The 21,924-nt window shown below is 39.4% G+C and carries 20 protein-coding genes; 1 reads left to right on the plus strand and 19 read right to left on the minus strand.

Annotated elements, in window-relative coordinates:
* Positions 1-303 precede the first annotated feature (303 nt).
* On the plus strand, positions 304-1,563 hold the full coding sequence (locus ACZ5V8_RS09825) for an MFS transporter (protein ID WP_464217637.1): 1,260 nt from the start codon (positions 304-306) through the stop codon (positions 1,561-1,563).
* On the opposite strand, the gene ACZ5V8_RS09830 is transcribed toward ACZ5V8_RS09825, so the two are convergent.
* The 19 genes from ACZ5V8_RS09830 to ACZ5V8_RS09920 all read right to left on the minus strand — a co-directional run bounded on the left by ACZ5V8_RS09830 (position 1,560) and on the right by ACZ5V8_RS09920 (position 21,823).
* Positions 1,560-2,888, minus strand: a complete 1,329-nt coding sequence (locus ACZ5V8_RS09830; RefSeq protein ID WP_464217638.1) for a trans-sulfuration enzyme family protein — start codon at positions 2,886-2,888, stop codon at positions 1,560-1,562. The two genes, ACZ5V8_RS09825 and ACZ5V8_RS09830, sit on opposite strands and share 4 nt — an antisense overlap.
* Before the next feature lie 30 nt (positions 2,889-2,918).
* On the minus strand, positions 2,919-4,724 hold the full coding sequence (locus tag ACZ5V8_RS09835; protein WP_464217639.1) for a type IV pilus secretin PilQ: 1,806 nt from the start codon (positions 4,722-4,724) through the stop codon (positions 2,919-2,921).
* A 1-nt stretch (position 4,725) separates the two neighbouring features.
* On the minus strand, positions 4,726-5,262 hold the full coding sequence (locus ACZ5V8_RS09840) for a pilus assembly protein PilP (RefSeq protein ID WP_464217640.1): 537 nt from the start codon (positions 5,260-5,262) through the stop codon (positions 4,726-4,728).
* Entirely contained in the window at positions 5,263-5,862 is a 600-nt protein-coding gene (locus tag ACZ5V8_RS09845; protein WP_440617195.1) for a type IV pilus inner membrane component PilO, read from the minus strand.
* Positions 5,859-6,407, minus strand: coding sequence for a PilN domain-containing protein (locus ACZ5V8_RS09850; protein WP_464217641.1), 549 nt, complete (start codon positions 6,405-6,407; stop codon positions 5,859-5,861). Before ACZ5V8_RS09850 ends, ACZ5V8_RS09845 begins: the two co-directional genes overlap by 4 nt.
* Positions 6,407-7,369 carry a type IV pilus biogenesis protein PilM gene (gene pilM / locus ACZ5V8_RS09855; RefSeq protein ID WP_464217642.1) on the minus strand — a complete coding sequence of 321 codons (963 nt, stop codon included), beginning with the start codon at positions 7,367-7,369 and terminating at the stop codon, positions 6,407-6,409. Before pilM ends, ACZ5V8_RS09850 begins: the two co-directional genes overlap by 1 nt.
* 69 nt (positions 7,370-7,438) lie before the next feature.
* Positions 7,439-8,389 carry a P-type conjugative transfer ATPase TrbB gene (gene trbB, locus ACZ5V8_RS09860; RefSeq protein ID WP_464217643.1) on the minus strand — a complete coding sequence of 317 codons (951 nt, stop codon included), beginning with the start codon at positions 8,387-8,389 and terminating at the stop codon, positions 7,439-7,441.
* Positions 8,386-8,886, minus strand: coding sequence for a signal peptidase I (lepB, locus tag ACZ5V8_RS09865; RefSeq protein WP_464217644.1), 501 nt, complete (start codon positions 8,884-8,886; stop codon positions 8,386-8,388). The genes trbB and lepB overlap by 4 nt, the downstream gene beginning before the upstream one ends.
* A 7-nt stretch (positions 8,887-8,893) precedes the next feature.
* Positions 8,894-10,030 carry a type IV secretion system protein gene (locus ACZ5V8_RS09870; RefSeq protein ID WP_440617201.1) on the minus strand — a complete coding sequence of 379 codons (1,137 nt, stop codon included), beginning with the start codon at positions 10,028-10,030 and terminating at the stop codon, positions 8,894-8,896.
* A gap of 7 nt (positions 10,031-10,037) precedes the next feature.
* Positions 10,038-10,418 carry a hypothetical protein gene (locus tag ACZ5V8_RS09875; RefSeq protein WP_440617202.1) on the minus strand — a complete coding sequence of 127 codons (381 nt, stop codon included), beginning with the start codon at positions 10,416-10,418 and terminating at the stop codon, positions 10,038-10,040.
* Entirely contained in the window at positions 10,418-11,665 is a 1,248-nt protein-coding gene (locus ACZ5V8_RS09880; RefSeq protein ID WP_440617203.1) for a TraB/TrbI/VirB10 family type IV secretion system protein, read from the minus strand. The genes ACZ5V8_RS09875 and ACZ5V8_RS09880 overlap by 1 nt, the downstream gene beginning before the upstream one ends.
* An 18-nt stretch (positions 11,666-11,683) precedes the next feature.
* On the minus strand, positions 11,684-12,715 hold the full coding sequence (locus ACZ5V8_RS09885; protein WP_440617204.1) for a TrbG/VirB9 family P-type conjugative transfer protein: 1,032 nt from the start codon (positions 12,713-12,715) through the stop codon (positions 11,684-11,686).
* Positions 12,712-13,404, minus strand: coding sequence for a VirB8/TrbF family protein (locus ACZ5V8_RS09890; protein ID WP_440617205.1), 693 nt, complete (start codon positions 13,402-13,404; stop codon positions 12,712-12,714). Before ACZ5V8_RS09890 ends, ACZ5V8_RS09885 begins: the two co-directional genes overlap by 4 nt.
* Entirely contained in the window at positions 13,405-14,028 is a 624-nt protein-coding gene (locus ACZ5V8_RS09895; protein ID WP_440617207.1) for a hypothetical protein, read from the minus strand.
* Positions 14,018-16,465: a conjugal transfer protein TrbE gene (gene trbE / locus ACZ5V8_RS09900; protein ID WP_440617209.1), complete on the minus strand. Its 2,448-nt coding sequence runs from the start codon at positions 16,463-16,465 to the stop codon at positions 14,018-14,020. Before trbE ends, ACZ5V8_RS09895 begins: the two co-directional genes overlap by 11 nt.
* A 5-nt stretch (positions 16,466-16,470) precedes the next feature.
* The gene (locus ACZ5V8_RS09905) at positions 16,471-16,725 is read right to left on the minus strand and encodes a VirB3 family type IV secretion system protein (RefSeq protein ID WP_117002874.1); all 255 of its coding nucleotides are present in this window, start codon (positions 16,723-16,725) and stop codon (positions 16,471-16,473) included.
* A gap of 68 nt (positions 16,726-16,793) precedes the next feature.
* On the minus strand, positions 16,794-17,126 hold the full coding sequence (locus tag ACZ5V8_RS09910; protein WP_117002875.1) for a TrbC/VirB2 family type IV secretion system protein: 333 nt from the start codon (positions 17,124-17,126) through the stop codon (positions 16,794-16,796).
* Between the two features lie 153 nt (positions 17,127-17,279).
* Positions 17,280-20,750 (minus strand): DNA polymerase III subunit alpha, encoded by a 3,471-nt coding sequence (gene dnaE / locus ACZ5V8_RS09915; RefSeq protein ID WP_464217645.1) that lies wholly within the window; start codon positions 20,748-20,750, stop codon positions 17,280-17,282.
* A gap of 11 nt (positions 20,751-20,761) precedes the next feature.
* Positions 20,762-21,823, minus strand: a complete 1,062-nt coding sequence (locus ACZ5V8_RS09920) for an aminoglycoside phosphotransferase family protein (RefSeq protein WP_464217646.1) — start codon at positions 21,821-21,823, stop codon at positions 20,762-20,764.
* Positions 21,824-21,924: the final 101 nt, after the last annotated feature.

A 21,924-nucleotide genomic window follows, 5' to 3' on the forward strand; every position in this document is an offset into this window, starting at 1 on the left:
CGCGAACATTCTCGCCAAGAACGAGGTGCCATTATACACACCAATTCCAACCCCGCAACCCCTTTTTTCATCTTTTTGTGTTTTTCTCGCTTTCACTGTTGTTTTGATTAAAAAACAACCCAAAATACCAGGAAGGGTTGCTTACTTTCAGATTATTCATAAAGGGCGAAAACTTCTTTGCCACTGAATAATGCAAAATGATTTACAAGCGGTATTAGATTTATTCCTAATATTACCTTGGTTTTAATCTTAATCTATGACACCCTTGAAAAGAACTGGATAGCACAAACCTTAAATTTCACGATGAAAAAATCTCTTATTAGCTTCGCTCGTCTTTCTTTTGGTAACATTATCGAGTGGTATGATTTCTCTTTATATATCTACTTTGCGATTTATATAGCAAAAGATTTCTTTCCAAGTCATGATCCTTATGTCAGCTTACTGTTAACGTTTACTACTTTTTTTCTTGGCTCACTCGTTCGCCCTCTAGGTGGTTTTTTGATTGGTTGGTTAAGTGATTATTATCACCCTAAGATCATGATTAATTTTTGTGTGATTGCGATGGGTATCTCGACCTTTCTAGTTGCACTATTGCCTGATTATCAAATGATTGGCGTTTGGGCACCGACATTATTAATTGTACTGCGCATCATTCAAGGTCTATCCGTTGGCGGACAATTTCCCGGTCTTATCTCGCTATCTGTAAAAGATCATCATAGTGACAAAGGCTTTGCAGTTGGTATGGTATTCTCCATATCATCATTAGGCTTCCTTCTTGCATCGATTGTTGGTTTTTTTGCCTCTAGTATTTTTTCACCTCATGATACACAATGGATTTGGCGCATCCCTTTTGCCTTAAGCGGTATCTTATTCCTTATTTATCTTTACCTTAATCGTAATGAAAGTTACCCAAGTGTTAACAAAAATAAAAACGAACGGCAAAATGTTTTTATCTGGCTTGTCAGCCAATATAAAGCCGTAATTGCTGTGAGCCTTTTAACAACTATGGCGGCATCACTGTATTATATTGTCTTTACCTACTTGGTGAACTATCAAATCACTGAGTTAAACATATCTGAACAGACTGCTTTTTTGATTAACAGCCTCACTTTAGTATTAGCATGCATTTTTTATCCTATCTTTGGGCAACATGCCGATAAAATTGGGGCTAAGCGGCTTTTTTATATCGCTGCCATTTTGTTTTTCCTTTTAACCATTCCAATAATTTATTTGATTCAAACAAAGTCTCCAATCTGGGTGTTTTTGGCAATTACCATCTTGACTCTGCTGATGGCAGCAATTCAAGGCGCTATCTCACCACTGTTTGCTGAAGCATTTGATAGCCAATGGCAAACAACAGGCTGTGCACTTTCCTATAGTATTGGTAATGGCATTAGTGGTGCCGCTCCTCTTGTAGCACTATCACTTGTTCACATGCATCCAATATACGGTTTGAGCATTTTAATTATGGGATTACTCTTTCTTGGCGGCATTGGGCTATTACTTATCGGACGCATTAAACATTTGAAAAAGCAATTAAGTTACCCAGTGAGCGTTAATTAACTAAGTGCTTGAGCAAGATCGCCAATAATATCCTGTGGATGCTCTCCACCTACACTTAAACGAATAAGATTTACTGGAATATTTGCAATATCACGCCCTATATCGCCTTGCTGTTGATGGGTTGATATCGCGGGAATCGTTGCCACTGATTTAATTCTTCCCAAGTCCGTTGCTCTAAAAATCATTTTCATACGACTTAATACTGATTTAGTTTTCTCCAAATCACCTTTAACTAAAAAAGATAGCAAGTGCCCATAGCGATTTACCCCTTTACCTGCATCCACCAAAGAGAAGTAAGATTGTGCCAAATTATGCTGTGGGTGGTTTTTCAACCCCGGATAAATTACCTTTTCAACCATCTTATGATCGTTTAAGAAATTTGCCACCGTAAGTGTTGTTTGCGAAAGTTGATCTACACGCATACGCAAAGTGCGCAGCTCCGACAAAGTCAAAAAAGCACTCATTGCCGATAAGCATGCACCATTATCACGATTTGGCAACAATTTAAGATATGATGCAAAATCGGCTTTCATCTCATCAATTAAATAAAACCCACGCATATTTGCTCGACTAATAACAGCACCACCAATAACCATTCCAGAAGCGCTCATAACTTTTGACAGCGAATGAATCACAACATCAGCACCATATTGTAAAGGTCGAAACAAGGCAGGTGTTGCCAAAGTTGCATCAACAATTAATGGAATATCATGGCTTTGGGCAAGCTTAGCTAAAGATTTAATATCGCAAATGGTTAAGCCGGGATTTGATGGAATTTCAATATAGATAAAACGTGTTTGTTCATCGATTGCTGCTTGCCATATATCAAGTGACGAAGATGCTGCCAGCCAACGAACCTCACGCCCCTTTTCAAGCTGACGCACGCTAAATTGCTGAAACGTTCCCCCATACACTTGAGAACATGCAACAAAATTGGCTTTTTTTGCATTTGCCAACAATGCATCTGCCACTGCCGTAATAGCCGCCATGCCGGAACTCATCACGCAACAAGAGGCTGCCTGAGAGGTTTGATACGACTCCAATAAAGCAAGCGTTGATTCCAAATAATAAACACTCGGGTTATGAATGCGTGAATACGCCCAGCTTGGAATTTCATATGCTAACGCTTGTTGCAACTCGTCAGCACTTGAGAATGCTTGCGCTGTGGTCATATAAACGGGCTCAATAATGGAACCTTGATTTAACATTGCTTCATGCAAATCATATACACCATGCGTGGCAATCGTATCAAATGACTTGGTTGAAATGGCTTTATAAGCTTTCTCTCGTGCATCAATAAGCGCAGCTAGTTTATCCCTGTCCACAAATCAATCTCCTTATATGTTTGTATAATATTAAAGTGCCTCCCTTTTGATAATCTTAGGGGTAATAAAAATCAGTAATTCTTTGTTCTCCGAACTATTACTGACACTACTAAATAACCAACCTAACAATGGAATATCACCCAAGAAAGGCACCTTACTTTTTGAGTGTTCAACTGTTTTCTCGTAAATCCCACCCAAGACGACAGTCTGACCATTCTTAACCATAAGCTTTGTCTCAATTTCTCGCTTATCAAGCGCAGGCTCCCCAGAAGTTCCAACACTGCCATCTGTTGATGGTGCGTCTTTTTTGACAGTAACATCCAAGACCACATGACCATTTGGTGCTACCTGTGGTTTTACTTTAAGTTCAAGTACGGCTTCTTTAAAGGCAATACTTGCCGCTCCTGAGGCACTACTCTCATTATATGGGATCTCTTTACCTTGCTTAATATAAGCTTCTGTATTTTCAGCAACAACTAAATGAGGCGAGGATACAATCTTGGCATCACCTTCGGTTTCAAGTGCAGATAGCTCTAAACTTAAATCAATCCCACCAAATAAGCCACTAAAAGCAAGTGTTGCATTTGTAGAGCCCGGTTTCTCATCCTTTTTGTTAAGATAATTAGGCAAAATGCTAATCGTACTACCTGAACTGTTTTTAGCCGTATAGCCAATCCCTAAATCAAATGCTGATTTTCTTGAGACTTCAACAATCCGTGCCTCAATCAATACTTGATCTACCGGCTCATCTAAATTTTCAATCATTGCGCGCACGGAATTGATATAATCTTTGGTATCAGTAATCACAATAGTATTGGTGCGTTCATCGGTCGCAATCGATCCACGTGATGATACAAACCCAGATTTCCCTGCTTCAATTACTTTCATCACTTCTTCTGCTTTAGCGTAGTTAAGATGAATATACTCAGTAACCAATGGTGCTGCCGCCTGATTGGCTTTTTGTGCTGCGGCTGCTTCTTGATCTTGTGCTGCGATTTCTGCATTAGGTGCTATATATAAAATATTACCCATCAGACGCTTTCCAAGTCCTTTGGATACAAGGATAATATTCAACGCTTCTTCCCAAGGCACTTGATTTAAGTTTAACGAAACATTACCCTCAACCCCTTCACTAACGACAAGATTAAGACCAGCAAACTGCGCCATTGTTTGCAGTAACGCGCGCACTGACACGTCTTGAAACTTTAACGATATCTTCTTGTTAACATTAAAACCATCCACTTCTGTCTGCTGATTGGTTAAATCAACCTCAAGCATTTTATCCGTTGCCTTGCGCGTAAAGTTAAATGGCACTGCCGTATGAATAACAACAACTAAATCATTACCTTCTTGTGATAAATCAATCGAGTTGACAATTGTGTTAAATACGGTTGTATCAATATTGTGCAGCCAATAATCAGCAATACTGGTATCCTTCAAGGTAATCAATAATGCGTTTTTATGCTCTGAAAACTCGACATATTGGGGCTGTTTTTTCCAAAGAAGCTTCAACACACCGCCATTATTCAATGAACGCTGATAACGAATATCGTCAACATGGGCTTGCGAGCTATTTAAATTAATTTTACTTGCTTGTTTAATTGATGTTAGTACGTTTTTTTCAACAACTGCTTTCTTGCCATTTATTGTGGATAAGTTTTTAGGAGAATGGGCACTAGTTGTCGCAGAAATTTTAGCCGCACTCTCTAAGTAGTGAGCCATATCCACATCAAGCGTAACTTTACCGAAATGCAACGTATCTGCTGCAACAGGAACTGTTATTGCACATGTTAAAACACATGCTGTTAATCTTAAGACGCTTGCCTTTAATAACATATTATTCTGCCTGATCTAAATTTAATACGGTGTTTACTTTGAGCCATTGCCCCTCTTTTCCTTTCTTCCTTTCATCAATCTCCACATACTTTGCCGTAATTTTATCAACGCGTCCATAATCGCGACCAATATAATCGCCAACTTGAACAATATTTGCATGTTGATTTTTTACATTGGTTATAATAGCCCAAAAATGCCCACTTTGCTCAATAACACCTGAAAACTTAAGGTCTTCTAATGGAATTTTCTCCAATGGTGACTTGCGTCTCGCCAGATCAGGCTCATATTGCTTATCATCAACCATCTGTGTTGGCGCCTCTTTCACTCTAAGCTTTGCTGGCGTGTCAAATGGATTTCTCAAGCCTTTTGTATTCATGGCTTGTGTTTTGATCATTTTAAGCTCCGGCAATCGAGGTACTTTATCTGCCGTTGTTTGTACTTTGGCTTTTTCAACAAACAATACCAAATCTTTGGGTGCTGCTAATGCCAAGTGTGACACAACACAAACAATAATAACCAACAAGATCCGCCCAAACATCTACTCCCCCTCTTTGCCTGGTTTTGATTTCAGGCTAAAGGTTTGCAGATTCATGCTCATCTGCAAAATACCATTCTCACTCACTGTGTTATAAGGGACAATACGATAATTTTCAATCAAAATAATTCGTGGTAATGTTTCAAGCTTATTCACAAAATGAGATAGCTGCTCAAAGGTGCCGTCACATGCTAGTTGGATATTAAGAATTGCATAATTATCTTTATAATCTAAGGGTTGTGGGTTTAGCACTTTCACACGTAACCCATTTTGAAATGCCAAATCCGATAACTGCTCAATTAATTGCGGTAATTCGCTATCGGTTGGTAAGGCTTGCAACGATGCATTAAACTTATTTTTCAAGATTTCAACTTGTTGCTGCAAAACAGGTAATGATTTACTGCGAGCAATGTTTCTAATCAATTCACTTTTATATTGTTCTTCCAAAGCAAAAGCATTTGTTCTCTCTTGATAGCGCATACTAACAATGGTTGAATAGCCTAATAGCACAACGAGAATAAGCACAACAGTCGATATAATCAACTTCAACCACAAAGGTTGCGTGCTTAGCTTATCTAGCAACAAAATGAGCTTCTTTTTCATTTTGCCGCCTCCTGTTTCACGCTTATTTTAAACGCATTCTCAGCACCAAAGCCAGACTTTCCAATCAAACTAATATTCGCCAAAGTAGGTCGATCAAACTCAGGTGAGTCTTCCAAAGCACGCATAAACTGTGCTACCGCTTTACTATTTTCAGCGCGCCCTTCTAAAACCAACTCATCTTTATTTTTTTCAATACTAATTAAGTAAGCAGTATCAGGCAAAGTTTGTGACAATCCAAACCACGCACCTAATACTTTTTGCCGCTCTTTCTTTAAGTTATTTAAAAGCTCAATTTTGCGAATGAGTTCTAACTTCTCTTCTTCAAGCTTAACTAATTCCGCATTATTCTTTAAAAAATTGGTATTTTGCGTGCGTAAATACTCATTACGTTCATACTGATTAGATAATCCTTCTGACGCAATGACAAGCCAAATAAACGTAATGATCACACCAACAAGCACAACAAATCCAAAATCAAGCGCCAAAGATTTTAAATGCTTCTTTTGGCGCATTTCACGCCATGGTAAAAGATTAAAATTATGCATCAGCTCACCTCCGGTCGAGTTGCCAGAGCAATAGTTAATAGATATGACGCCTTGTGTTCAATATCCGCGGCCACTTGTGAGTTCTCTAAATGTGCAAATGGATCTAATATCACCACATCTAATTGCATCATTTCTTTAAAACTGACAATGATATTTTCAATCTCAACACGATCACCGTATAACACAATTTTTTTCAGCTTTTTTCCACGATTGGATACTTCAAACATCTGCATATTACGCATCAACCAAGCATTTAATGCATTCAAGTATTCTGCTTCACTTAATCCTCCTGAAATGGTTTTCTGCTCAGAAAGATAAATTTGATTTTCATCAAGAATGTGCAATTTGAAGCGTTTGAAATTCAAACAAATCAGTGCCCAACAATCTTGCTTCTCCTCAGGGTAAAAAATCTCAACAAAACGTTGTAATACATAATTATCAATATCAATAACCTCAAGCCGTAAACGGCATATCTGGGCTAACTGCTGATATTGTGCAATTTGATCTTTATGTGCCGCAATAAACAACACTTCCTGTTTGCTAACATTAGCACTCTCTTCTTTTCTTTGTATCTCAAAATCATAAAAGGTTTCTTCCGGCGGATAAGATACATGTTTGTTGAAATCTATCACAATCTCATCATGAATTTGCGCATCATTCAGCCCCTCATCAAAGCGCAAACGCTTACTAATAACATTCGCACCATTGATAACAAAGGCTGCCTGTTTATGCTTAATCTTATTGCGCTTTAAAAGTCCTAGTAAACTCTCAGCCACCTCAGCAAAATCAATGATCTGCCCATTTTCAATCATGCCATGTTCAAGCTCAGCACTATCGGCTGCTATTAACTCATAACCTTGATTTTTTTTTCTTAAGACAACAATGCGTAAAAAATAGTCAGACCAATCAATAGCAACCAATCCTTTGCTTTTCAAGCGTGTCATCATATAAGAAAGCGGCATGCTTATTCGTCCTTTTAACTTCAACTTCTGACAGTATAGCCAAGCTTAAAGCAAAAAACAGCGTCAATACTATATTTTGTAGGGTTTTAAAAGATATTCACCCTTTTCATAGCCTGATAATTCAACCAGGTCTGTAATTTTACGCTTACCCGTTTTATCTCGTGCAATAAATACAAATAGATCAATTGCTTGCAAAATAAGCGTTCTAGGCACAGTGACCACGGCTTCTTGAATCAAGTCTTCAAAACGATAAGGTGCCGACTCAACGCTATTGGCGTGAATCGTGCAGACCCCGCCAGGATGCCCTGTATTCCAAGCTTTCAACAAATCAAGCGCGGAACCATCTCTGACCTCACCGATAACAATTCTATCTGGACGCATTCTTAACGAGCCCTTAACCAAATCACGCATCGTCACGGATGTTGTTGTTGTCATCGTCACCAAATCATCAACTTCCACTTGAAGTTCAGGCAAATCCTCAATCACCAAAATACGATCTTGACTGCCTTGCAACTCTGCTAATAACGCATTACAAAAAGTTGTTTTACCAGAGCCTGTGCCACCAACAACAACGATATTTTTGCGCTCAACAACGGCACGTCTTAAACCTTCCGCCTGATCATGTGTTAAAGCGCCTTGCTCAACATATTGATCTAAAGCAAAAATCGCAATGGCACGTCTTCTAATTGAAAAACATGCACGATTAACTACCGGAGGTAACCATCCTTGGAAACGTGCACCTTGAAATGGGAGCTCTGCCGACACCTCAGGGTGTTCATCATTGGCAACATGATTTTTAAACGACGCGACAAGCTTGACGATATTTTCACTTTGCTCCGCCGGAATATAAATATCCGTTGCGACTTTCCCCTCACCAATACGCTCATAATGCAAGCGACCATCTGGGTTTAGCATAATCTCAATGATTTTTTCATCATAAAGATAATCCATCACCTCTTTGCCAAAGGCAGTTTTTAACATGTTTAACTGCCGCTCTTCAATCAATGCTCTTTGTATCATAATTTTACTGCCTTACTCATAATCTGTAACTTATCAACCAATCCATAGTAGCGACTATCGAATGAATGAGGATTTGCAACACCTTGCATAAAGTATCTGCCTTTAGGTATTTTCCCACAAAATTGAAATACCGGTAGCATGTTTCCTTTACCATCTGTTTGATAGATCTTGCCAATCCACTGTTCATTAATATAGACATTTTGCCCTTTTATACATAACAAATCGCCCGGCACGCCCACTATTTTCTTTAAAAGAGGGATGTTTCTTGGCAACCATTTTCTTGTCAAAATATAATGCTCTGTTTGCTGATTTGGTATAAATACCACATTGTCGCCTTTATGATAATCTGCTACAGGATAGGTGAAATACCAACCTTCGGGCATACTTGGTGTTAATTGCTGAATAAAACCAATATGTAAGACTTTTAATAGCCACAACAAAGCATACAGTATCGCTAAAATAGCAAGAGTTTTATATAAAAATGAAAACCTTGCCACTGTTTTATCAATCTTCTTTTATTTTACGAATGGTGCTATCAGAAATACTCTTATTAACATTGGAGGCATCAGAAACCTTATCTTGTTTCTTCCCAGCCACGGCACCACCTTGAACCGTTGTAGAGACGTTGACATTCGTACTTCCTCCACCTACTGCACCTCCTCCACCAGTTACTACTGTGGCACCTGATTGCACTGAACCACCCATTGCCGTACTAGACCCTGCAACACCATGCATTGAAGAGGCGGCACCCACTGGTGATACAGAAACTGAAGTGGATTGCGCTGGCTGATTAACCACAACATGCGCTGCCGCTGGTGATGACATATTCTGGAAGATATTACCACCTGGCTTACCGACCGCTTTAGCCAGATAATTTGGCAAAGTATAAATCAAAATCAATAAAATAAAGGAGGTAAAGAATAATGCTAAGGGTTTCTCAAGACTTGTTGAATCGCTAATTGCTGTAATTTTTAAGCTTTGGAATAACGTAAATGCCACACCCAGAATAAATATCACGGCAAGCAATCTCACACCTGCTCTTAATAAATGCTGTATCGACTTATAAAATAAATCCTGTATAGGTTTAAACACACCCAACGGCACCACAATTAAAGACAATACTGCCACAAAATAAAATAGCACCACTGAAATAATGATTTGCGCACCTATAGCAGCAAAGATTAGTAAAAGCCCCATACCCAAAACCAGATAAAGCATCGACAATCCCATGTTAAATGTTCCATATTGCACCGAGATCTTAAGCATCGACACGCCTGCTTTAAAACCGATCCCCCATAGCTTACCAGGGCTATATAACAAGGCTTGTGATTTCTCAGGTGCGACGATATAGCCAACCTTTATAAAAGTTGCCAAGATCATTTGCAGCAGTTCAGGGAAATATTTGACAATGGTAAAAAACAAACCAATTTTAATGATCTTAACAATAAGGTTGCCAACACCTTCATCTTGTTTGATCACCCATACCAATCCAAAGATAACAAGCTCAAGACTGGCAACAATTGCTAAAAGTGCTAACGCAGAACCTTGCAATGCACTAAATTTCGCATTGATTTGCTCGATAAACCCAAATTGGATTTTATCAAGTAGTTGTGTTCCTAACACACTGGTTACATCTGCCATACCTTACCTACTGGTTACCTTGGACATCATCGCCTAAAATTTTCGCAAATGGATTTTCAACGGGGGCACCACTGCCATCACCACCTTCAAATTGATCTGACGTTGGGTTTTGCCCAACATCAGCAAAGAAGTCTTGTTTTGACTGTCCATCATCTTGCAACAGCTTATCAAACACTTTAAGCCCTTTAGATGTTTTTTTATTCATCTCCTGCACAAGCTGTTGATTGCTTTGATTGTTACTACTGCTATTATTACTGTTATTTGCATTATTATCATTATTTGAGTTATAGGGGTTATTATAATTATTATTACTATCCGACGAACTATCATAGGCAAAAGCCTGTGTGCACAGACTCAATAATATCAAAGCAATACATAAAAAACGCATTATTCACTCTGCCCATAAGGTGGTAAATAAGTGTCTTTAGTGACGAGCACCGAGAACTCCTTACCAGAGTTAATCGTAATTGTCGGCTTAATATTCATCGCTCGATCAGTAATCTTACCACCTACTTGTGTTGCCGTTTGTCCCAGACTTTGCAAGACAGAGTTTTGAGCAACCTGGCCATAATTAGGAACAAACTGACCATCTACATATTGCCCTGTCTGACCTTGAGAGGCCACCTGCGCTGCTACCGCCGGTACATTAAAGACGGTTGACAAGGCGGCAGCACCAATTAACTGACCCCAGTGATTGTTGACTTCATCAGCCAATCCTGAAACACCTGAATCATCCATACCTTGCTGATTTGGTAAGATAATTGATGTGCCATCGGGACGAATTAAACGAATAAACTTCACTTGCACACTGGTGTCACCATAAACCGTACTTGAGTTATACTGCCCAATCAACGAGCTTCCTCTTGGGATTAATAGCACTGTACCTGTTAATGTGTCATAAACATCTTTCGCAACACGTGCGACAATAGTCCCAGGTAAATCCGATACAATCTTTGTTTGCAAAATGGCAGGAATAGAATTACCCGCCATAATCACATTATCTGAAATTGGCTTTTGAATGGTATTCTCATTGGTAATGTCTTTTGCCGTTAAACCACCTTTCATAAAGTTTTCGCGTTGCTCTTCTGGTGTTTTAGCTGCCTGTGAGCCGTCATGCTTTAATTTATCTTTATCCTTGTTATCCTGAGGGATTGGTCGCGGCGCACCACCTCCAAAAAAGATTGGTGCATTCATCGCTTCACGATCCATTGGCGAATAACTTGGTTGAGCAGGTTTTTCTGGGCTTCTTGGTTGATTTTTCAAACTATTAATCTGTGTCTGCAATTCCTGCAATTGTGAGCGCTGCTGATTAATCATGCGCTGTAACTCTGGGTTTTCTTGTTGCACGACTTTAACAGGCTGATCCATACCCAAACGCTTACGAATTGCTTGCGCATCTTTATAACTGGATAGCTCATCAGAAACTTTGAGGCTTTTTCCTGAAGCGTTCGCGCTAAGATCAGAACTGTTCATGCCAGTCGAGCTTTTCTTTGGTGCATTAATCGAAAAAATAAACGCCACAATAATAATTAAAAGCAAACCACCACCAACAATAGTGATTAACTTTTTGTTTAGCTCTGATGATTTTGGCGGTGACGCCCTTAATCCCAGTTTATCTTGTTCTTTCTTAGCCATAATAACCCTTGATTATGCTTACTTCTGTGAAATCTCAACAACTGTTTCACCTGACTCTTTAGTGCCTGCTTTCAAGTAGGCATTCTTAATAACTGTATCAATTACCATATAATCCCCCTTCATGCGCCAGTTAAAGTTCGCTGTGCCATAGTTGCCATCATTTGATTGAACAAATGGTACTGGCATCGTTGCATTGCTAACTACTACCTCATGTGGGAATTTGATGAAGGTCTGATGTCCTGAGCTAAATATCTGCTCTGGATACCATTTTGGCGTATCACCCTTTAACATGCTCCAATTATAGTTGAAACTCATATGAGATAAACTTAAATCAAGTCCTGCGTTTTGCTGTGGTGGCGGCAATAATTTGCTATCACCGTTTGATGCATTCATATCACCTAAATTGCCACCATTAAAACCTTGCACCATTGCACTTGGGTATTGCCATTTCACCGACACCATTGCTTGATCCTGATCTACCGACTTTAAGATCAAATGATAAGTGCGTTTATTGGTTGTAATGATCATCGAGTTGGTTAGGTCTGTTTTCTGTGGCTTGATCAAAATATGCCAACGCAAATCTTTGCCCTCACCGCTATAGGTTGAAGCAATCTGCCAACGAAGCGTATCACCTGCCGCTTGTGAGATAATTTTCTCGCCTGGTTCAAATACGACATCGGTAATATTCAAAGGCGCTGCATAAATAGTATACATTGCCCCTGGCATATAGCTATAAGTCATCATCGCATTAAAAAAGTCACTTTGATCTGGAAACTGCTGCGCATCTTTATTGGCTTTAGCAACCGCTTCTTCTTTGGTTAAAACCGGCTTTTTGGCTGCTTTTTCCGCTTTACTGTTTGGCACAGGACGCAGCTGCCCTGGCATTGGCACGGGAATATACTCACGCACAACTTTAGTGCCTGCGGCATCTGCGGGCTTTGCTTGCACAAATTTACCTGAGTCAATGTCACCTTGATAACTATTTGTCGCACAGCCTGCCATTGCAATTGCAGTAAGTGGTAATAAACGGCTAATTTTATTTAATTTCATTGACTTGATCCTTTTTCGCTAAATGAGAAGAAACCTATTTTTAATCCTAGTGGGTTAAGTACCATTTGATTTAATGTCTTCGGTGGAGTACTCGGTGAGAAGGTAAATATCCCACTATATGTTTTAACACTCTCAATACCCCCATCTTTATTGTATGTTGTTGACTGAAAAGTCACTTCAAAACTATTATTACTGGCCTCATTGGCATTCGTAACCACAGTAGTAACCGTTTTATCGCCCACAAGCTTCAGTGGTTTAATTGCCTGATAAACTTGCTTTAACTGATCTTCCGCGCGACCTGAAACTGCTAGTAAAGCCGACTGCCATTGGCGATTAAGAACGACTGGGTCTAAAGGAATCTCAGTAATATTTTTGATAAAATCACTGACAAATGCAATTTTCTGCGCAACTGTGGGTGTATAGCTTTGCGATGCAGTTTGCACATTGACCACACTCTCTTGTGGCTTGACTTCAGCAACATAAACGTACATTTGCTGACGATTCGCCTCAATAATGATGGCAAGCAATAATAAGATACAAACGATCAAAATAGCAATTGCTGCCATCATCCAGTTACGTGCTTGCTTTTTAGCACTACCAATACGCAACTCCCATTCTTCATAGGCTTTTTGGTAGTCTGTTTTCTGCGCTTTTTGCACTTTTTGCGTTTCTTGCATTTCTTTTTCCATCTACAATAACCTTTCAATTGCTAGATTTTGAATATAGATTCCTAAAGGATTAATTTTCACTTGCTCTTTTGTTGTTAGCGGTTGGTGCCCAAACTGTCCAGAAACAACCAATATTGCCGTACCTTGTTTATCAACTAATTCACCGCTGAAATTTAAAGCATTCATTGTGAATTTATCAAATGTTGCTGCTTTAAGCTCGCTCTGCGCAATCCCAACAATACCTTGCTTTAATGCAAGTTGCGAGTCCTCATCCAAAAACTTATTATAGACATCGCCTGATTGATCGCCGATTAAGAGTGACTTAACAAACCCTTCTAATACAGTTTGACTCACGGTATAATCAGGACTCAACAACTCAGGTGGGGATTTTAAAAAACCTTTACTGGTGACCTGCTCAACCAATATTTTATAAGGGATAGAGTTTAAATAACCCACTAAAATCAGTGATAAAACAAAGCTCAATCCCACACCACTAAAAAAAATAACTCGCCAAATATATGCTTTATAGATGAGCTGCCCAATGGGTTTATCAAACAACTGATTTTGCTTTTGAAATGGTGTAATCACTTCAGTTTGCCGATAAGACTGAATTTCTTTACCAAAGGGAAATCCGCTAGGTTGCATCTATATCCCCCTTGTAGTGCTTTTTGACAATATCATATGCCCAGTCAAGCCCTTTGCCATGCAAATAGCTTTTTAAGAAATAATCATAGCCCTTATGTTGCGCCAGTATTTCCCTAATATGCTTACGATCTTCAGGTCTGCTTACTGCACAAAAAGCCAATGCAATAGGCCCCAAGCCTAAATCAAATAGGCAGTTACCTTTATGTGACTGGAAATAATACTGCCGCTTAGGCATCGCATGGGCTAAAATTTGCACTTGTCTTAAATTGAGTCCCAGTGACTCATAGCCTTGCGAAACTGCAGGCTCCATTGCACGATCATTTGGCAAGAAAATGCGCGATGGACATGACTCATTAAGCGCTGATACTAGGGGTGATTTCACCGCATCATCAACTGATTGTGTTGCAAAAATCACCGACACATTTAACTTTCTTAATGTTTTCAACCATTCTTTAATTTTTGAAGCAAAAATCGGATGATCTAAAAACAACCATGCTTCATCAAGGATCATCAAACTAGGTCGACCATCAAAACGCTTCTCAAGGATATGGAAAATATAAGCCAACACGGGCGCAATAATATTTGGCATTGCCATCAAGCGTTCCATCTCAAAACACTGCCAATTAGCATCACTAAAGTGCTCTTCATCGCAATCGAGTATCTCGCCATACGGACCACCTAACACATAGGAATCAAGTGCCATTCTTAGTGCTCTATCTTGCACAAAAGAACGAAGACCTGTTAATGTGCGCTGTTCTTTTGGCACCTCTGATAAGTTCATTAAAGCAAGCCAAACGGTTTCTTTAACCTCAGGAGTTACCTCTACTTTTTCATTTTCTAAAAGTCCAAGCACCCAATCATGCGCCCAAACACGTTCAGTTGTTTGATCTATCTCGGCTAATGGCTGAAATACTAAACCGCCTTTACCAACATCGCCCACTTCATAAAAATGACCTTTAACCCCTTGCGTTAACGCAAAGAAACTGCCACCTTTATCAAATATAAATACTTGCGCATTGTCATAACGCAAAAATTGCGCTGCCATTACGTTTAATAGCACCGATTTACCTGCGCCTGTTGGTCCCAAAATCATTTGATGCCCAACATCGCCAATATGATTAGATAATCTAAATGGTGTATTACCTGCCGTGCGCGCATATAACAATGGCGGTGCTTTTAAATGCGCATTAATCTCAGGTCCTGCCCAAACTGCTGAAAATGGTAATAAATGTGCTAAGTTTAAACTATGCATTAATGGCGTGCGCACATTAGCATTGGCTTGTCCTGGAACCGATGACAACCATGCTTCGACTGAGTTAATTGTCTCTGACACAGTAACAAAGCCAAGTCCATTGACAACACGCTCTACTTCACGTTGTTTCTCATAGACCTTATCTTTATCCGTATCCCATACGGTCACTGTTGCCGTGTAGTAACCAAATGATACTAAATCATCAGAAAGCTCCGATAACGCCTCATCGGCATCGTTAGATTTTTGTACAGCTGCACTATCAACCATCGCGCTTTCGCTTTTTGACATCACTTCTTTTAAAATCGTCAGCCCGCCCTTGCGTTTAGCAAACCATTGGCGCTTATAACTTTTAAGTACTTTTTCAGCATCGGTTTTATCTAATGGTAAAAAGCGAGTCACCCAACGGTATTGCAATGGCAAATGATTTAATCCATCTAAAATTGCTGGCACGGATGTTGTTGGAAATCCTAAAATAGAAATCGTTTTTAGATAATACTTACCCAACTTTGGCTCAAGTCCTCCAAGCAGTGGTGTGTCGGCTAACACGCCATCTAAGTAGCTTGGATTATCAGGCACATTGACTTTATGTGCGCGCTCCGAAACGCAATTATGTAAATAACTTAATGTTTCCTCATCACTTAGCTCAGTAATTTCATACATATAATCTTGCATGATATCGTACAACTGATTAACCGTCGCTGAGAAATAATTCATCAACTTCTTATAACCGGCATCATGCTCATCATCACTTTTTTTCTCTTTAACGAAAAGACCTGAGAGCTTAGAAACCGATTCTTTTTGTGGCAAATATTGAAAGGTCAAAAAATATTCACTTTCATAATTTTCACCTTTGCGCTCAAAGAGATCTTTACGCTCAACATCAATTAACCAACTTACTGCATCAGGGAAATAGTTCTCTGAAGGGTAACTCATCGCTGCTTTGCGACGCGCTTCGACATACAGAGCCCAACCAGAACCTAAACGTTTTAAGGTGTTATTCAGTCGCGCGGTAATTGATACCAATTGCGATTGCGTTGAGGACTCCAAATCGGGCCCTCTAAACGCAAATGTTTTTTGAAACGAGCCATCTTTATTCAATATCACGCCTTTATCAACAAGCACAGCCCAAGGCAATAAGTCACTTATTCTGTCAGGCTTTTTTCTATACTCTGCGATATTGAACATATTAGCTATACACCATAATAATTTCGTTGTTTAACATGACGCACCATAACTTGGAAAAACTGGGGATCTTTCTTGGTCATCAATACGGCAACAGTATGCATAATAATAAATATAGGTATGCCATACCAAGACTGCATACCAAGAACAATTGCTGCACCCAAAGTACCATTTAAAATAAAAAACTGTCTAGGCACACCTGCTGTTAAAAGCGGTGTTGTTAATGAGTTGTGTATTTTAATCACAAATCCAGGCACAGCCATTGTTACGCATCCTTTTTTATTTTACTGTTTAATTGTTTAGTTATATATTTTCCAAAGATTAGAAAACACTAAAAAATCAAACCTGACCCACGGTTAAATAATCCAGAAATCAAACTAGCTGCGGTAAAGGCAATCGCCAATCCCATCACCACTTGAAAAAGGCGTCTAACACCACTACCACCTTCACCAAAAGCGATCCCTAAACCTGCAATTACAATACAGATAACACCTGCCATTTGCGCAATTGGCCCTGAGATCACATCCATAATCTGTTGTAATGGACCTGTCATCGCTGAAAATGCATTATTCTGCGTATCCGTTGCAAAACTCACAGCCACAGTTAACGGCAACATCGACAATGCAAACAGCGCACGTTTTAAAAACTCAAGATAGTGCTTCATTCTTTATTTCTCCTTTTAAAAGGGTTCCTGACTAAATGTTTAAGGTTATATTAGTCAAATATATCGGCAAATCAAGAATTGGATGCTGCAAAATGCTATAAATATAAGATTAAGCGATGTATAACTCACCGCCATAAACAATGAGCCTGGTCACTAAATAAGCGACAAGTGAATATCATTCTCTCTCAAAGCTTTCGCTTTTGCACCTAACTGATAGCCATCAAGTAATATCTTATGGGCAGACAATGCAACATCGTAACCATCCGACTGTATAGTTAGCTCAACATTTTTAAGTTCCGCCTCATTTGATGTTTCAACAAGCTCTTTAAGCAAAGCGTGTATTTTTGCCACTTGCTGCTGAGGAAGTGACAGTCTGAACGATTTAATATTTTTATCAACATACTTAGCGATTGGCTCAATCGATAATGCATTAATCCTTAGCTGATCATTATAAGCATCAATACTTGCCTCACCCTCAACAATAACGGTTTCATCAACAGAGATTAAATGCTTAACCGCGTCATATAATTCACTGAAAATCACCAATTCCAAGCGCTCACAACCATCATCAAGCTGCAAAACACCCATCAACTTCCCAGCCTTTGTTTTACGTTGCGTCATCGCTACGACAACACCAGCAAGCAGAATTGATTCCTTGCGCGTTGTTGCCGCAATGCGATTTAAAGGCTGAACATTGAAGTGCTTAAGCCACATTCTATCTTCATCGATAACATGCCCTGATAAGAACATCCCTAACACTGATTTTTCAAAAATCAACTTATCTTTAATGCTCCAGCTTGGCACATTGATATGTGATATGTCACGCGTCGCGTCATTTTGGGACTCAGGTTCGCTAAATCCGAATAAATCAAGCTGCCCACTATTTTGCATCTGACTTTTTTGCTCAGCAGCTTTCATTGCATCTTCAATTGTTGCAACAAGTGTTTGCCTGTTTTCAGCGAAACCATCCATTGCTCCAGCGTAAATAAGTGCTTCACAAACGCGCTTATTGGCTTTGCGTGTATCGACACGCGCACAAAAATCATATAAATCTTTAAAGGCACCATGTTGTTGACGCTCTGCTAAAATCCCTTCAATGGCAGCAAAGCCAACCCCCTTGATCGCGCCAAGACCATAGACAAGTTCCGTCTGTTGATTCACGGTAAAATAATATTCACTAACATTTATATGCGGCAAAATAAGTTTCAACTGCATCTTTTGGCATTCTGAAATAAAGTTAACTACCTTATCCGTGTTATCCATATCTGATGACAATACAGCTGCCATAAAGGCTTCTGGATAATGCGCCTTTAAGAAAGCAGTTTGATAAGATACTAAAGCATATGCCGCAGAATGTGACTTATTAAAGCCATACTTTGCAAACTCTTCCATCAAATCAAAGATTGAACTTGCAAGCTTGGCGTCAATACCATTTTCAGACGCCCCTTTTTCAAAAGTCTCACGCTGCTTTGCCATCTCTTCTGGGATCTTTTTACCCATTGCCCGACGTAACAAATCTGCACCTCCCAGCGAGTAATTCGCTAGAATCTGTGCAATCTGCATCACTTGCTCTTGATATAAAATCGTACCATAGGTCTCTTCTAACACTTCTTTCAAATCAGGATGCGGATAACTAACCTCTTGCCTGCCATGCTTACGATTGACAAAATCGTCTACCATGCCAGAGCCTAAAGGTCCTGGACGATACAACGCCACCAAAGCAATAATATCTTCAAAACAATCCGGTCTTAAACGTTTGATCAACTCCTTCATGCCTCGCGACTCCAATTGGAAAACACCCGTGGTTTCCCCATTTTGCAAAAGCTGAAAGGTCTTTTTATCGGTCATCTGAATCAGCGCGATATCAAGCTCAGACTCATTCTGTAAGCGTCTTTGTTTATTAACAATTTTTAAAGCATTATCAATAATCGTTAAATTTCTTAAACCCAAAAAGTCGAACTTAACCAAGCCAACTTCTTCAACATCTTTTTTATCAAACTGTGTTACTAGTTGTTTGGTACCTTCTTCACAATACACCGGCGAGAAGTCAGTCACCTTAGAAGGTGAAATCACAACCCCTGCTGCATGCTTACCGACACTGCGCGTTAAACCCTCAAGCTTTAGTGCAATCTTAATAATCTCATCTGCCGTTTCATCTTGTTGACACAAATCATGCAATGGTGTCCCAGATGCGCAAGCATCCTTAAGCTTAATTCCAAGATCATTGGGAATCAACTTAGCAATCCTATCGACAAAACCATAAGGTTGCCCAAGCACACGACCAACATCACGTACTACAGCCTTAGCTGCCATCGAGCCATAGGTGATGATTTGCGAGACACTCTCGCTACCATATTTTTGCGCAACATATTCAATCACACGATCACGCCCATCCATACAAAAATCAATATCAAAATCTGGCATCGATACCCGTTCTGGATTTAGAAAACGCTCAAATAGCAGACCATAAGGAATGGGATCAATATCTGTAATCTTAAGCGCATAGGCCACCAATGATCCTGCACCTGAGCCTCGCCCTGGACCCACAGGAATATCATGGTCTTTTGACCATTGAATAAAATCTGCAACGATCAAAAAGTACCCTGGAAAACCCATCTGACAAATCACATCAATCTCAACTTGCAAGCGCGCTTTATAACTTTCAATAATGGCGGGTTTATCTTCTTCTTTTTTATCCATTAGAATAAAATCAAAGCGCTCATCCAATCCTTTAAAAGAAACTTCAGCAAAATATTCAGCCTCGGTCATACCTTGAGGGATATCAAAAGATGGCAACACCGCATCACCCAAATTAAACGTAACATTGGCATTTTGCGCAATATATACACTATTGCTTAAACTTTGCGGAATATCCGAAAATAATTCGCACATCTCATCAGCTGATCGCAAGTATTGCTTAGATGTGTATTGACTTTTACGCGTTTGATCCAAAAGAGTATAGCCTTGATAAATACCAACACGCACCTCGTGATCCGAGTAATCGCTTTCATTTAAGAAGCGCACATCATTGGTTGCCACTACAGCAACTTGATGCGCTTGCGCTAAAGTAATTGCCTTTTGAATATAGTCCTCTTCACCGTCATGACCAATGCGCTGAAGCTCAATAAAAAAATTTTCTTTTGGAATAACTTTAAGATACGCCTCTAAAACATTTTCTGCGTCAGTGTCTTTTTGCGCCAAATAGTTCTGCGCAATTTCACCCTTAATACCACCGCTTAATACAAAAACATGTGTAAAATCAAAACTCGCCAGCGTGCTTTTAGGCAACACTGGAATACCATTGACTCTATTGGCATAAAGATAGGCATGTGAAATCAAATCAACAATGACCTGATAGCCTTGATTGTTCTTAGCAATTAACGTTAACGGATAATGAGCACCATCAACCTCAATCCAAATTTCACTGCCAAATATTGGCTTAACACCGCTGGCAAGTGCTGCCTTATAAAACTTCACTGCGGCAAACATATTACACATATCAGTTAATGCAACCGCTGCCAATTCGCGCTTAACACATTCCTCAAGCAACGGCTTAATGCGGATAATGCTATCCATCAACGAGTATTCGCTGTGCAGTTTTAAATGAACATAACGTGCCGACATAATCTTACTCTCTACTGATTTTCAAATACACTACCAATGGTATCAAATTTAACGGAAACGGGTTTATTTTTAAGTGCTTTAATTTTTGATTCATAGACAGGCACGACATGCTGTTGCCAAACATCATTAAAAAATGCCAGTTCTTTGTACCTAGATAGTACTTCATCAATATAATGCATCACTCGTGGCAAATAACATAGGTAATTTTTACGTTTATTCTGAATATCTTGCCTTGTAAAAATACCCAAACATTTCAAATGCCGTTGCAATCCCGTCAGATCAAACCAATATCTATATTTATCTCGTGTTATTTCTTGATTCAACAACCCTTGCTCTTTCGCCATACAATAATATGTATCTACACTTTGATCAATCAGCTGCTCCGGCAAGGTTAAATAACAATCTTTTAAGACAGACACCAAATCATAGGTAATCGGACCGTTCACCGCATCTTGAAAATCAATTAACCCTAATGTTTTATCCGGTAAGCACATCATATTTTTGCTATGAAAATCTCTAAACACAAACACATTGGGTTGCTCCAGCGCATTGCTAACAAGAATCTGTTGTAACTGGTGATATGGCGCCTCCAATGAGTGCAAAGTTTCCGCATTAAGCCCTAACCATTGCCAAAACCATAGTTTCATAACATCAAGCTCTGAAGCGAGCTTTGTTTTTTCATAATTAGGGAAAAGTGCCTTTTCAATCTGCCAAAACTTTGGAATCAATGCCAACACCTGATCATATTGGTTAATATTTTTTTCAGCATGCACTGCATGATAAAGTTGAGTATCACCAAAATCATCTAATAATAAAAAACCGCTTTCTTGGTCATAAGCATAACACTCTGGCGTTTGCAAATTAAAGTAACGCAAAAGACGCGTAACCCTAAAAAACACATCGGGTTTTTCTCGATCCAACGGCGCATCCATCACGACATAGCTCTTATTTTCAAGGTTAACGCGATAGTACTGACGAAAACTGGCATCACCAACAATCGGCACCAAAGTTGGTTCCGTATTTGGAAATAGCGCTTGTAGCCATTCAATAATCTGTAAAAACCTAGATTGCACGACTTTTTCCTAGAAATCTAACAACAACGCGATAGAATAGCAGTAGTTTTGGTTTGATGAAACCTAGAATTCCTAGCAAATAGGCAAAAGGATAATATTTA

The organism is Cysteiniphilum sp. GTC20157 (genome assembly GCF_055396795.1).